General features: G+C 63.5%; 6 protein-coding genes and 1 riboswitch. Of the genes, 4 read left to right on the top strand and 2 right to left on the bottom strand.

What is annotated here, in order from left to right:
• Positions 1–99 precede the first annotated feature (99 nt).
• Positions 100–4815, bottom strand: a complete 4716-nt coding sequence (locus ACFSDX_RS00135; protein WP_382310905.1) for a choice-of-anchor J domain-containing protein — start codon at positions 4813–4815, stop codon at positions 100–102.
• 283 nt (positions 4816–5098) lie between these two features.
• Here ACFSDX_RS00135 and ACFSDX_RS00130 point away from each other — a divergent pair, with 283 nt between their 5' ends.
• The 4 genes from ACFSDX_RS00130 to metF all read left to right on the top strand — a co-directional run bounded on the left by ACFSDX_RS00130 (position 5099) and on the right by metF (position 13030).
• Positions 5099–6367, top strand: coding sequence for an OmpP1/FadL family transporter (locus ACFSDX_RS00130; protein WP_382310903.1), 1269 nt, complete (start codon positions 5099–5101; stop codon positions 6365–6367).
• 30 nt (positions 6368–6397) lie between these two features.
• Positions 6398–7852, top strand: a complete 1455-nt coding sequence (locus ACFSDX_RS00125) for an SGNH/GDSL hydrolase family protein (RefSeq protein WP_382310901.1) — start codon at positions 6398–6400, stop codon at positions 7850–7852.
• 138 nt (positions 7853–7990) lie between these two features.
• A riboswitch (SAM riboswitch) is annotated at positions 7991–8100 on the top strand.
• A 73-nt stretch (positions 8101–8173) separates the two neighbouring features.
• Positions 8174–11962, top strand: coding sequence for a methionine synthase (metH, locus tag ACFSDX_RS00120; protein ID WP_382310899.1), 3789 nt, complete (start codon positions 8174–8176; stop codon positions 11960–11962).
• A 90-nt stretch (positions 11963–12052) separates the two neighbouring features.
• The gene (gene metF / locus ACFSDX_RS00115; RefSeq protein ID WP_382310897.1) at positions 12053–13030 is read left to right on the top strand and encodes a methylenetetrahydrofolate reductase [NAD(P)H]; all 978 of its coding nucleotides are present in this window, start codon (positions 12053–12055) and stop codon (positions 13028–13030) included.
• An 80-nt stretch (positions 13031–13110) separates the two neighbouring features.
• Here the strand turns inward: metF and ACFSDX_RS00110 are convergent, their stop codons facing one another.
• A complete protein-coding gene (locus tag ACFSDX_RS00110) occupies positions 13111–13797 on the bottom strand; it encodes a DUF1345 domain-containing protein (RefSeq protein ID WP_382310895.1) in 687 nt (228 codons plus the stop codon).
• Positions 13798–13823 lie beyond the last annotated feature (26 nt).

Genomic DNA, 13823 nt, shown 5'->3' with positions numbered 1-13823 from the left:
CAAATGAACCTAGGAATAAGCAAAAAACGCTCGCCGGCAAAGCCAACGAGCGTTTTCAGAATTAAGCGAGAATTCCAGGACCAAGCCCTGGTTATTGCTTTAATTGATAGTGAGGCGGCGGGTAGTTTGCTCGCTGCCGGCTTGCACGCGCACCAGGTACACGCCAGCCGGCAGGCCGTTCAGCTTGAGCGTGGTAGCGCCGCCGGTCGTGAGGGCTTGCTGGCGCACCAGGCGACCTAGGGCGTCGAGGACCTGCACCTGGCCGGCGGCCGTGCCGGTGGGCACGAGCAGCGTAGCCTGCCCCTCGCGGGTGGGGTTGGGGTACAGGGCCAGCTCGGTTTGCAGCGGGCTGGCGGTAGCCAGCGGGCTAGCCGGGCCGTTGAGGCTCAGCCAGAAGCGGCCATCGGTGGGGTCGCCGGCCGCTACCGTGAAGGAGTAGGCGCTGCCAGCGGCCGTGAGCGGGGTGCGCTGGCCGGTTTTGGTGTCTTCCAACACGGGCTGGGTGCCGGCGGGTAGGTTCAGCAGCTCGACGGCGGTGAGCGAGTAGGTGCCGGCGGCGGGCACTTGCACGCGCAGGGCCACGCGGCCCGCAAGGGCCGCCAGGCCCTGGATGCTCAGGGGCTGGCCATCGTTGGTGAGGGCGGCCAGGTTCAGGCCGTTGGCGTTGGGGAGCTTGGCGGCGTCCTGCTTCAGGTCGAAGCCGGCCGTGGCGTTGTTCTCAGCATACACGTAGAGGCCATCGGCGCTGCCGGTGGCGGTGCCTAGCGTCAGGTTTAGCAGGGGGCGGGTTTCGCCGGTGGTGCGCAGCACGCTCACCTGGGTGGCGTAGCTGGTCACGCGCTGGCTGTTGTGCAGCGCCAGGGTAGCGCTGGCCTGGCCAGCTGCCACGCGGGCAAAAAAGCCCTGGCCCATCGGAATAATGGAATTGCCGATGCCGTTGACGTAGCTGCGGTAGGTGCCCACGTACTGGCCGGCGCTCTGGTGCACGTAGATGGCGCCGTCGAGGCCGACGCGGTCGGTAAGCTCTACCAGTGAGTAGTCGAGGGGCGCGGGGTAGGGGTTGCCCACCAGCTGCCAGCCGCCATCAGCGCTTTGGTTCTGGCGAGTCAGGGTTTGGGTATAGTCGCCGTTGTTGAGGGCACCCACAAAATCGACCGCCTGGTTGGCGGCCAGGTTCACGGTGTAGCCTTTACCCACCGCCAGCGCATCGCTGAGACCGGCCGGCGAGTACCAGCCTTTGTCGAAGCCAGCCAACGTCGTAGTAGTCGTGGAGAGGCGGCTCTCGTTGTAGCCAAATACCGTGGGGTAGGGCTGCACCGCGCCGGGGGTGGCGCTGGTGTTGTACGCTGGGTTCACAACGGGCGTGAAGCTGGCGGTGGCCAGGTCGGCCACGGTCGAGCCGCTCACCGGGGCTGAGAGGTGGCGATAGCCCAGGCCGCTGTTGCGGGTGCCATCGAGGTAGCGCTGCACCGCGGCGGTGGCGCCCTGCACCGTGCCGGTGCCGCTGTTCACGACGAGGGCCGTGCCGGTGATATCCGAGCGCAGCGTCAGGGCCTGGTTGTTTAGTACCACGTTGCCGCTGCCGGCTACGGTGAGGGTGCGCACCACTGCCAGGGGCTGGCTCAGGGTCAGAGGGCTGTTATTGGTAATCGTGAGCGCGAGCACCTGGCTGGGCAGACCTAGGCCCGTTACCTGGGCCGCGGTGCCGTTGTACACGTAGTTGGCGGCTGCCGAAAACGAGCGCGTGCCCGTAACCTGAATGGCGCCGGTGCTGCCCGTGGTGGCGATGCCCGCCGCGTCGCAGATACCTAGCGTGCTGCCGTCGGCTACCGTAAAGCTGCCGCTGCCGGTGAGGGGCTGGCAGTTGGTATCGAGGCGGCCACCGCTCTGCACGGTTACCGACGTAAGCACTTGCACGGGGCCTTGCAGCGTGCCCGTGCCACCGTTGAGTACGCTGATGGTGTTGTAGTTGCCACCGGCTACTACCTGGTTGGGCGTGCTCACCACTAGGTCGGGCGCAGCAAACGAGTAGCGCGTGAAGACCGGGTAGTGGTCCGAAGTCGTGGTGGCGTAGTTCGTAATCTGGGCCGCTACATCGGTGCGGATGGCGGCCGTACCCTTGATGTAGTAGTTGGCCAGCGGCTTGGTGGCGATGGCATTGTCGATAACCGTGGCGTAGCTGGCCGTGGACTGGGCGCCGGCGCGGGCCAGCGGCAGGGTCAGCGATACGTAGTTGGCCGAGTCGCGCACCAGCACGTCGTACGACGACACGGCCGGCGTGCCCGTGGCGATGGTGCCTTCCAGCACGTCGTTGTAGTCGCCCACCAGCAGGGTGTTCTGGTTGGGGAACTGGGTGTCGAGCAGGTCTTTGAGCAGCGTGGCGCCCAGCTTGCGGCGGGCGTAGTCGTTGGCCGAGGTGGCGGTGGCGTTGGCCTTGGCATGAATCACGATAAAATTCACGCGTTTGGTGGTGCCGGCCAGCGTTACATTGGCGCTCATCAGGTACGGGAAGCGGCCGCTGGCCCAGGCGTTGTAGGCGGGGCAGGCGTCTTTTTCGGCGCAGCGCAGCAGGCCCATGCCGTTGCTGGGGTTGCTGATAACGTCGGTGCGGTACACGAAGGCCAGTTTCTGGTCGTTCGCGTAGTCGGGGTCCTGGGCGTCGTCGGCGTAGGAGCCGAAGTCCGATACCTGGAATGCGTAGGGGTGGCCGGTGGTGGCCGTGAGCTGGTCAACCACGCTCTTCAGGCGCTCCACGCTTACTACTTCCGCTAGGGCGTAGATATCCGCGTCTAGCGAGTTGAGTACTGTCGACACGTTGGTTTGCTGCAAGGCCTTGTTATTCGGGCCTAGTCCCGATACCGTCGAGCCAAACCACTCGATGTTCCAGTTCACTACTTCCAGCGTCTTTTCGGTGTCGTAGGTGTCGCCGCTCAGGGCCACGCGCAGGGGCGCCGCCGCGCCGGGCGTGCTCACGCTGATGGTGCCGGTAAACGTGGCGAAGGCCGTGGTGGGGCGGAAGCGCACGGTCACGGCCTTGGTCGTGGCGTTTACTTCGGCCGCGGTCAGCGTGAGGCTGGTGCTGAAGGTGGTGCCGTCTTTCGAGAGCGTAAACAGCGGGTCCGACGAGGTCAGGGTTACCGGGCTGGTCAGGTCATTGCCCGATACGTTGAGCGTGCGGGTGCCAGTGGCGCCGGTGGCGGTATAGCCAAACGCCAGCGTCTTGGCATCGGTGAGAATGGACGGGGCGGGCGGCGTGGCCGAGTTGTTGAGCGAAATATCATCCAGCGTCCAGCGGGCGGCGGCCGAGGTAGTCGAGGCGTACACAAACGCTACGTACACCTTGGCGCCTTTAAAAGCGGCCAGGTTGATGTTGGCCGTTTGCGTCCAGGTGTCGGAGCCCACGCCCGGAAACAACACGTTCAGGTCGGTCCAGGTGGCGGCGCTCGGGGCGCCCGAGCCGCTGTAGTTGGTCGATACGCGCAGCTTCAGCGCCGGCCCCGTAAAGGCCGTGCGGCTCCAGAACGAGAACAACGGGAAGTTGTAAGCCGAGATGTCGAAGGCGGGCGAGATAAACCAGTCTTCGTTCTCGATATTGCCCGAGGCGTAGCCGTTCATTTGCACGCCGTAGGGCGCGGCGGTGGTGCCGTTGGGGGCGTTGGGGTCGCGGCCAAACGTGGTGCAGGCCCAGGTTTGGGCGCCCGTCACGCTGAACTGGCTCCAGCCATCCGACAAAGCGGCGCCCGTGCAGGTGCTAAAGTCGAAGCTGGTCAGGTTGGGGTCGTAGCCCGTGCCCGTCAGCGCTACCACGGCCGAGGTCATGGTGCTGCTGTTGGTGATGCTGCCCGTGGTAGCCCCGCCCGCCGTGGGCGTAAACTGCACGAACACCGTGGCCGGCGCGGCTAGCTCAGCGGCCGAGTACGTGAGCGCGCTGCCGAACGAGCCGGCGCTGCCATCCTTCGAAACCGTGAATGGCCCGGTGGCGGTTACCGTGCTGGCGGCGCTTAGATTGGCGCCCGTCAGCTGGTAGGTTTTGGCCGCCGAAGTGCTACCTAGGGGCTGGCTGCCAAAGGCCAGCGCCGTGGGCGACGCCGTGAGCTGGGGCGCCGTCGAAGCGTTCCAGCTCAGCGTAAAGTCGTCGATGGCCGAGCTGGGGCGGTTGCCGCTGCCGAGGCTGGCAGCCAGGGTCGAAATGCGGATAGTAACCGGCCCGCCCTGGTTGTTGAGGGCCGCGCCGAAGTCCACACTGATAGGCTTGCTGGCAAACGTGCTGCCGCCGGTGGTGCCCGTGGCCAGGGCCGTAAAGCTGGTAGATGTGCCCACCGCGTAGTCTACCGTCCAGGTCGTGGTGCGGGGCGAGCCCGCGTCCAGCGATTGCAGATTGAACGAGAGCGCGAAGCCCGCCCGGCCGCTGGTATTGGCCGCTTGAAACACGAACGACGCGCCGGGGTCGCCAACCGTACCGGTCTGGCGCACGCCCAGGGCGCGGTTGGTGACTGTAGCTTGGTTGGCGGCAGTGAGGGTAGAAGCCTGGCCCGTGGCCGAGGCAAAGTTTTTGAAGCCGCCGCCGGTGCCCGCCCAGCTGGTGGTGCCGCTGCCGGGCGTTAGGATAACCTGCGCGGCGGTAGGGGCAGTACCTAGGGCAGTAGCCGTGGCGCCCGTGTATAAGCTGAAGCCTGCGGGCAAGCCAGTGGCTAGACCATCAAAGGCTTCAACGTAGGGGCTGGCACCGAGCGTAGCCGGCGTCTGGGCATGGGCGCCCAGCGTGGCGAGTGCCAGCATGCTTGTCCAACCCAAGGTGAGGAGTGGTTTTATCATGTAATAAGGAAGGTATGGGGAAATAGTAGCACAAAACTACCACCTGGGTAAAGCTAACAGTGTTAAATTAATGTTTTTAAATAAGGTAGTAGGCAAGCCATTGGGGCGCCGCTCGGGTGCGGCCCTGCGCCGGCTGCCGCCAGCCTAGGGCCGGAAACCATACTTTAGGGGGCGGCAATAACTTTGCAGAAAAAATGGTTCGGATATAGTAGGCATGCCGACTGTTTTTTGCAAAAAGCACAATACCTTTAGTCCATCTTTCTCACCCACCCTCATTCTACACATGCAGGCAAAATCTTTATTCCTCGCGGGGGGAGCGCTGCTGGCGTCCGCGTCGGGCGCGCTGGCGAGCGGCTTCCAAGTCGGCCTTTCGGGCCAAAAAAACGTGGGCATGGGCGGCACCGGCACCGGCCTATATCTCGACCAGGCGGCGCAGTTCTATAACCCCGGCGCGTTCGTGTTCGTGGCCTACAACAGCGTGCAGGGCGGCCTTAACATAGCCGTGCCGCGCATCTCGTTTCGCGCCGATGGCGGCGGGCCCCAGGAAACGCTTCAGAACAAGAACGTTTTTCCCTTCAACGGCTACGCGGGCTATAGCATCAGCGATAAGTTTAAGGTCGGCATTGGGGTGTACACGCCCTTCGGTAGCGAGCTGCACTATGGCCCGGGCTGGACGGGCCGCTACACGCTCACCGACATCAACCTGCGCTCGGTGTATGGGCAGCTCACGGCCTCCTACGCCATCACGCCCAAGCTGGGCATTGGGGCGGGCCTCGTGGTGTTGGCTTTGGGCGACGTGGACTTGCAGCGCGATATTCCCCTGCAGGGGCAAAATGGCAGCGTAGCCCACGCCCAGCTCACGGGCAAGGCCGACCATAAAATCGGCTACAACGTGGGCATCATGTACCGGCCCAGCGACAAATTCAGCATTGGCGCCAGCTACCGCTCGCGCATCGACGCGCGCATCAGCGACGGCACCGTCACGCTCAGCAACGTGCCGGCGGCGGCGGCCAGTAGCTTCACCGCCACGAGCTTCAGTGCCACCCTGCCGCTGCCCGACGTGTACAACTTCGGCGTGGGCGTGCACCCCAACGACAAGCTGACCCTGGCCTTCGACGCCAACCTAGTGCGCTGGAGCCACTATAAGTCGCTCGATTTTACCTACACTGGCGGCGTGCTGGGCGGCGCCGGCGTCACCTCGTCGTCGTCGGCGCGCAACTACAAAGACGCCCTGGCCCTGCGCGTGGGCGGGCAGTATAAGCTCACCAGCGGCCTCACGGTGCGGGCGGGTGCCCTCTACGATTTTGCCTGCGTGCGCGATGGCTACGTGACCCCCGAAACGCCCGACGCCGACCGCGTGGGTCTCACGGCGGGCTTCACCTACGCGTTTACGGAGCGCTTCGGCGTCGATGGCTCATTCCTGTTCGAGGACTTTCGCCAGCGCAGCCAAAGCCAGAGCCAGTTGGCTATTAACGGCACCGCCGACCGCGTGGCCGGCACCTACAAAACGACCATCAGCGTGCCCGGCATCGGGGTGTTCTACAAGTTCTAAGGCCTTCTCTTTCCCACCTGCCTATTTCTTATGACTACGTTTTCTTCTTTTGCAGCGAAGGCCTTTCCCGCGCTGGCGGTGCTGGGCCTCGGGCTGGCGGGCTGCCAGGCCGATATTGACGCGCCCAGCGCTTCGGCGGGCTCGGCTGATTTCAGCCGCTACATTGCCGTCGGCAACTCGCTTACGGCTGGCTACGCCGACAATGGCCTTTATCTCGAGGGCCAACTCAACTCCTACCCCAGCATGCTGGCCCAGCAGTTTGCCCAGGCGGGCGGCGGCACATTTACCCAGCCGCTTTTCACCACGGCTCAGTCCAATGGCTCGGGCTACCTACGCCTAGCCGGCTTCACGGCGGCCGGGGCACCCATCACGGCCGCCGTTACTACCAACCTGGCGGTGCGCGGCGGCACCGCCACGGCCCCCCTCTACACCAAGTACACCGACGCTATTAATAACCTCGGAGTGCCGGGCATCAAGCTAGCTGATATTCAAACGGTAGGCTACGGTAGCACGCAGGGCAACCCCTACTTCGAGCGCATCACGCCCGATGCCGCCGCGGGCCAAACGTACTTTCAGCGAGTGAAAGCGGAGGCAGCCACCGCCACCTTCTTTTCGTGCTGGCTGGGCAACAACGACGTGCTTGGCTACGCCACCGCCGGCGGTGCCGTAGCTAGCAGCGGCATCACCCGCACCGACACGTTTAATCTCAAGGCGGTGCGTATTATCAATGCGCTAACGGCCAGCGGTGCCAAAGGAGTAGTGAGTAATATTCCGGACGTTACGGGGATTCCGTTCTTTACCACTGTTGGGCCGTCGGCACGGGCCTCGTTTGCGGCGGCTAACGTGCCTACGGCGGCTCCATTCGTGTACACGACGGGCATCCTGGCCCCCGGCGCCGCCAATACCCGCGTGACGACGGCTACGCTGGCCAGCATTCGCAACGCGGCTGGTGGTACGCTGCTCCTCACGCTCACGGCGTCGCCCTACATTGGCCTTTATGGCCAGCCCACGGGCCGGTACTGGCGCGATTTCTACCGCCAAGCCACTGGCTCAGCTCCCACGGGGGCAGTTTTTGGGGGCTTTCTCACCGCCCTAGGAGTTGATACTACGAGAGCATTCGGCCAAAGCGTATTGAATCCGTTCCCGAGCACGCTCGTGCTTGACCCCACCGAGCAAGCCAACGTGGCCACCGCTACTACGGCTTTCAACAGTTCACTGCGGGCCGCGGCCACGGCCAAAGGGCTGGCTTTCTTCGATGCCAATGCCTTTTTTGGCTCCCTTGCCTCCGGTACTTCCACTTATAATGGGGTAAATAATTCGACCAGCTTCATCACCGGCAACCTGTTTTCGCTCGATGGCGTGCACCCCACGCCCCGTGGCTACGCCTTGGTAGCCAATGGCATTATCAGGGCCATCAACACCACCTACGGCTCCACGGTGCAGCCCGTGAACCCCACCAACTACCGGGGCGTTCTTCTCCCCTAGGTAGCCCGCCTTGCTTGTCTTGCTGAAAAGCGCCTTCCTCTCGTCGGGAAGGCGCTTTTTGCGTTTCGCAAAGCGGCAAAGCGCAACTAGTTCAGGTTTTAGGTAAAGTGCCGGCCGGCCGTTGTATCTTCGTAGTCGCTGCTATCCAGAAAGACCGAGGGACCAGGCCCGATGACGTCTTGGCAACCGCCCTAGGGCTGGTGCCAACTCCTGTTTGGTCAAGTACTTGCGACCAAAGAAGATATCAGCCGGAACCTGCGCCGCCCGGCGCGGCTTTCTTTCTGGATAGCGGTTTTTGCCGCCGTTTTTGCCCAGAAGATTATGCCCGCCGTTTCGCCCGCTGCCCCCGTCGCACCCAATCCCGCTAGTATCTCGCCGCTGCCCGCGCTGCTGCGCCAGCGCCTGCTCATTCTGGATGGCGCCATGGGCACCATGATTCAGCGCTACCCGCTGGAGGAAGAGGACTTTCGGGGCGCGCGCTTTGCGAATCATTCGCACCCGCTGCGCGGTAATAATGACCTGCTGAGTTTGACGCGGCCCGACATCATCCGGGATATTCACGCCGAGTACTTCGCGGCCGGGGCCGACATGGTGGAAACCAATACCTTTTCGGGTACCACCATCGCGCAGGCCGACTACGCCTTGGAGCACGTGGTGTATGAGCTTAACTATGAGTCGGCTAGAATAGCCCGCGAGGTGGCCGACGAGTACACCGCCCTCACACCCGAGCAGCCGCGCTTCGTGGCCGGGGCCATTGGCCCCACCAACCGCACCGCCTCGCTCTCGCCTGACGTCAACCGCCCCGGCTACCGCGCCGTGACCTTTGATGAGCTGGCCGCGGCTTACCTGGAGCAAACCCGCGGCCTCGTGGAGGGCGGCGTGGATACGCTGCTCATCGAAACCATCTTCGACACGCTCAATGCCAAGGCTGCTCTTTTCGCGGTGCAGCAGTTCTTCGATGAGGGCGGCCGGGTGGTGCCGGTCATGATTTCGGGTACCATCACTGACGCCTCGGGCCGCACCCTGAGCGGGCAGACGGTAGAAGCGTTTTGGAACAGCATCCGGCACCTGCCGCTGCTGAGCGTGGGCCTTAACTGCGCCCTAGGGGCCGACCAGCTCCGCACGTACGTGCGCGAGCTGGCTCGCCTGGCCGACGTGTCGGTGTCAGCTTACCCTAACGCCGGCCTGCCTAATGCCTTCGGCGGCTACGACGAGAGCGCCCAGGAATTTGCTGCGCTGGTCGAAGATTACCTGAAAGAAGGCTTGCTGAACGTGGTGGGCGGCTGCTGCGGCACCACGCCCCAGCATATTGCCGAGCTCAAGCGCTTAGCGGATAAATACGGCCCGCGTGGCCTCGACAAACCCGCGGCCGAAGCGCAGCCCGAGCTGGCCACTGATGGCGCGCTCGCCAATCCGGCGCTGCTCACGGCGCAGTCGTCGCTCGGGCTGGCGGGTTTGGAGCCGTTCAATATCACGCCGCAGAGCTTGTTCGTCAACATCGGCGAGCGCTGCAACGTGACGGGCTCGCGGGCGTTTGCGCGCCTCATCCGCTCGGGCGACTACGAGGCGGCCCTGGCCGTAGCCCGCGCCCAGGCCGAAAACGGCGCCCAGGTGCTCGACGTGAACATGGACGAGGGTATGCTCGATTCGGAGGCGGCCATGACGACCTTCCTTAACCTCATCGCCTCGGAGCCCGACATCGCCCGCCTGCCGTTGATGATAGACTCGTCGAAGTGGACGGTTATCGAGGCCGGCCTCAAGTGCGTGCAAGGCAAAAGCATCGTCAACTCGATTTCGCTGAAAGAAGGCGAGGAGCGCTTCAAGCACTACGCCCGGCTGGTGCGCCAGTACGGCGCGGCGGTGGTCATCATGGCCTTCGATGAGCAGGGCCAGGCCGACAGCTACGAGCGCCGCATTGAGATTTGCCAGCGCTCGTATGATATTCTGACCAAGGAAGTTGGCTTTCCGGCCGAGGACATCATCTTCGACCCCAACATCCTGACCGTGGGCACCGGCATCGACGAGCACCGCAACTACGCGCTCGATTTTATCCGGGCCGTGAAGTGGATAAAGGAGAACCTGCCCGGCGCCCGCACCAGCGGCGGCGTCAGCAACATCAGCTTCTCGTACCGCGGCAACGACACGGTGCGCGAGGCCATGCACGCGGCCTTCCTGTACCACGCCATCCGCGCCGGCCTCGACATGGGCATCGTGAACGCCGGCCAGCTCGCCGTGTACGACGACGTGCCCAAGGACCTACTCGAACTCTGCGAAGACGTGCTATTGAATCGCCGCCCCGATTCCACCGAGCGCCTTGTGGACTTTGCCGAAACGGTGAAGCAGAAGGGCAAGGTTGAAGTAGTGGCCGACGCCTGGCGTAGCCTGCCCGTGGGCGAGCGCCTACAACACGCGCTGGTGCGCGGCATTACCGAGTTTATCGACCAGGATACCGAGGAAGTGCGCCAGCAAGTGCGCCGTCCGCTCGACGTGATTGAAGGCCCACTGATGTCGGGCATGAACGTGGTGGGCGACCTCTTCGGGGCCGGCAAAATGTTCCTGCCCCAAGTGGTAAAATCGGCCCGCGTAATGAAAAAGGCGGTGGCTTACTTGCAGCCTTACCTCGAGGCTGAAAAGGAAGGCGCGGCCCGTCAAACGGCTGGTAAAATACTGATGGCCACCGTAAAAGGTGACGTGCACGACATCGGCAAAAATATCGTGGGCGTGGTGCTGGCTTGCAACAACTTTGAGATAGTAGACCTAGGCGTAATGGTGCCGCTGGAGCGGATTCTGGACGAAGCCCAGAAGCAGGACGTCGATATTATCGGCCTTAGCGGCCTTATCACGCCCTCGCTCGATGAGATGGTGTACGTGGCCCGCGAGATGGAAAAGCGCCGGATGCAGATGCCGCTGCTCATTGGCGGGGCTACCACCTCGCGCCTGCACACGGCCGTAAAAATCGCGCCCGCCTACTCGGGCTCGGCCGTGTACGTTAATGACGCCTCGCGCTCGGTGGGCGTGGCCGCCAGCCTCCTAGGGTCGAGTAAAGACACGTACACGCAGACCATCAAAAATGAGTACGCGGCGATGCGCGAAGACCACGCCGGCCGCCAGCGCGACAAGGCGTTTCTCACCATCGGGGCCGCCCGCGCTAACGGCTTCAAGGCCGATTGGGAAACCACGCCCATCACCAAACCCAGCTTTTTGGGCACGCAGGTGCTCGACAACTACCCGCTGGACGAGCTGGCCCGCTACATCGACTGGACGCCCTTCTTCCACACCTGGGAGCTGAAAGGCCGCTACCCGCGCATCCTCGAAGACGTGAACCTGGGTGAGGCTGCCCGCCGCCTGTTCGAAGACGCGCAGACCATGCTGGCCGAAGTCATTGCCAACAAGAGCCTCACGGCCCGCGCCGTGCTGGGCTTCTGGCCGGCTAATACCAAGGACTTCGACACCATCGAAATCTACGAAGACGACACGCGCCAGCAGGTGCGCGACGAGTTTTTCACGCTGCGCCAGCAGAGCGAAAAAGCGCCCGGCGTGCACAACATCGCCTTCTCCGACTACCTCGCGCCCAAGGAAACCGGCCGCCAGGACTACCTAGGTGGCTTCGCCGTGACGGCGGGCCTGGGTATTGAAAAGCTGATTGAGAAGTACGAAGCCGACCACGACGACTACTCCAGCATCATGATTAAGGCCATCGCCGACCGCCTGGCCGAGGCCTTTGCCGAGCGCCTGCACGAGCGCGTGCGCCAGGAGTTCTGGGGCTACGACCCCGAGGAGCACCTCACCGGCGAGGAGCTGATTAAGGAGACGTACCGCGGCATCCGGCCCGCGCCAGGCTACCCCGGTTGCCCCGACCACACCGAGAAAATCACGCTCTTCCGCCTGCTCGATGCGGAGCGCCAGACGGGCATCATCCTCACCGAAAACCTGGCTATGTATCCCACGGCAGCGGTGAGCGGTATGTACTACGCGCATCCAGCCTCGAATTATTTTGGCCTAGGTAAGATTGGGAAGGACCAGGTGGCTGACCTCGCCGAGCGCAAAGGCATGACGCTGGTGGAACTGGAGCGCTGGCTGATGCCGAACCTGAATTACGACCCGCAATAGTGTTAGTGTACCATGGACCCTGCGGGTCCGCGCGTGTTATCGTTTGAATCTGCTAAAACTCGCGGACCCACAGGGTCCACGGTACTACCCATGAAAGTAACTGAACACCTCACTCGCGCCAACGGCAAAACGCTGTTCTCCTTCGAGGTCCTGCCGCCCCGCAAGGGCGAAAACATCCACACGCTGTTCTCGAATATCGAGCCGCTGATGGAGTTCAAGCCGCCATTTATCGACGTGACCTACCACCGCGAGGAGTTTGTGCTGCGCGAGCGGCCGGGCGGCCTCTTGCAGCGCAAGGCCGTGCGCAAGCGGCCGGGCACGGTGGGCATCTGCGCGGCCATCAAAAACCGCTTCGACGTGGACACGGTGCCCCACCTCATCTGCGGCGGCTTTGCCAAGGAAGAAACCGAGAACGCGCTGATTGACCTGCACTTCCTGGGTATCGACAACGTGCTGGCGCTGCGCGGCGACCCCATCAAGAGCGAGGGCCACTTTCAGCCGCACCCCGATGGTCACCGCTACGCCTGCGACCTCATCGGCCAGGTATCGGAGCTCAACCACGGCCGCTACCACGACCACGACGAGCAGTACCAGCCCGCCGGCGCCGAGCCCGTGCTCTGCACCGACTTCTGCATCGGCACGGCCGGCTACCCCGAAAAGCACTTCGAGGCGCCAAATCTAGGTTCGGATATTCGCTTCTTGAAGGAGAAAATAGACCGCGGGGCCGACTACATCGTGACCCAGATGTTCTTCGACAACGAGGAGTTTTTCAAGTTTGAGCGGCAGTGCCGCGAGGCGGGCATCACGGTGCCTATTATTCCCGGCCTCAAGCCCTTAACAACTAAGAGCCAGCTCACTGGCCTGCCCCGTGCGTTTTTCCTCAACATCCCGGAGGCGCTGGCCGAAGCTATTCACCAGACTAAGGACAACGCCGCCGCCCGCGAGGTCGGCATCGAGTGGTGCCTCAACCAGAGCCGCGAGTTGATGGCCCATGGTGTGCCATGCCTGCACTACTATAGCATGGGCAAGTCGGAGAGTATTCGCCGCGTGGCCGCCGGGTTGTTTTAGGCCAATGAGCAATTAATAAAGAGCAATGAGCAGACTGAATATTTGGGCTGCTCATTGCTCCTTCTTAATTGCTCATTGGCCTAAAGAACACTCGCCAGGCCGCTGATAACCAGCGCTACCAGCGAGGTGTTGAACACGAAGGAGATGAGGCCGTGCAGCAGGGCCAGCCGGCGCAGGGTGCGGCCGCTGATGCTGACGTCGGCAGTTTGGGCCGTCATGCCCACCACGAAGGCGAAGTAGGCGATGTCGAGGTAGTCGGGCTCGGGGGTGTGGCCCGGAAAATCGAGGCCACCCACGTCGGTGCCGTCCTCGCCGGCATCGTAGTAGGCGTGGGCGTAGCGCAGCGTAAACACGGTGTGCACCAGCAGCCACGCCGCGCCCACCGCCACCATGCTCAGCCCGATGTGCCAGGCCAGCTTGGCCGGGGGCAGCGAGTGCAGCGTGTGCAGCAGCGCCACCACCGCCAGCAGGCTGGCGCCGGCGGCCACCAGTACGAAAATAAAGCTCACGGAGCGGCTCAGGTCTTCTTTGCTGGCCACTACCCGGATGCGGTCGATATCGGCTGAGAAGATGGCGGCCCACAGCAAGAGCAACGTCATAACCCCGAAGGCATCCCAGGCGGCCACCAGCCGGCTCACGGTGCCTAGGGCCGCCGGGGTAAGGAGCCACGCGGCGGCGCCCGCGGCCAGCCCCACCGCCAGGCGCAGCGCAGAGGGCAGGTGGCCGAGTAGGCGAAGCCCCGGCCACGAAAGAATAGGTGTGTTCACGCGGCCAAGGTAGGGCCAGGCGCCGT

The sequence above is a fragment of the Hymenobacter bucti genome, assembly GCF_042681145.1.
GTDB classification, from domain to species: Bacteria; Bacteroidota; Bacteroidia; order Cytophagales; family Hymenobacteraceae; genus Hymenobacter; species Hymenobacter bucti.
This window is presented reverse-complemented; position numbering and strand designations above follow the sequence as displayed.

Excerpts from the sequence above, each read along its gene's own strand:
- ACFSDX_RS00135 (WP_382310905.1), bottom strand. The coding sequence starts at position 4,815 with ATGATAAAACCACTCCTCACCTTGGGTTGGACAAGCATGCTGGCACTC.
- ACFSDX_RS00130 (WP_382310903.1), top strand. The coding sequence starts at position 5,099 with ATGCAGGCAAAATCTTTATTCCTCGCGGGGGGAGCGCTGCTGGCGTCC.
- ACFSDX_RS00125 (WP_382310901.1), top strand. The coding sequence starts at position 6,398 with ATGACTACGTTTTCTTCTTTTGCAGCGAAGGCCTTTCCCGCGCTGGCG.
- metH (WP_382310899.1), top strand. The coding sequence starts at position 8,174 with ATGCCCGCCGTTTCGCCCGCTGCCCCCGTCGCACCCAATCCCGCTAGT.
- metF (WP_382310897.1), top strand. The coding sequence starts at position 12,053 with ATGAAAGTAACTGAACACCTCACTCGCGCCAACGGCAAAACGCTGTTC.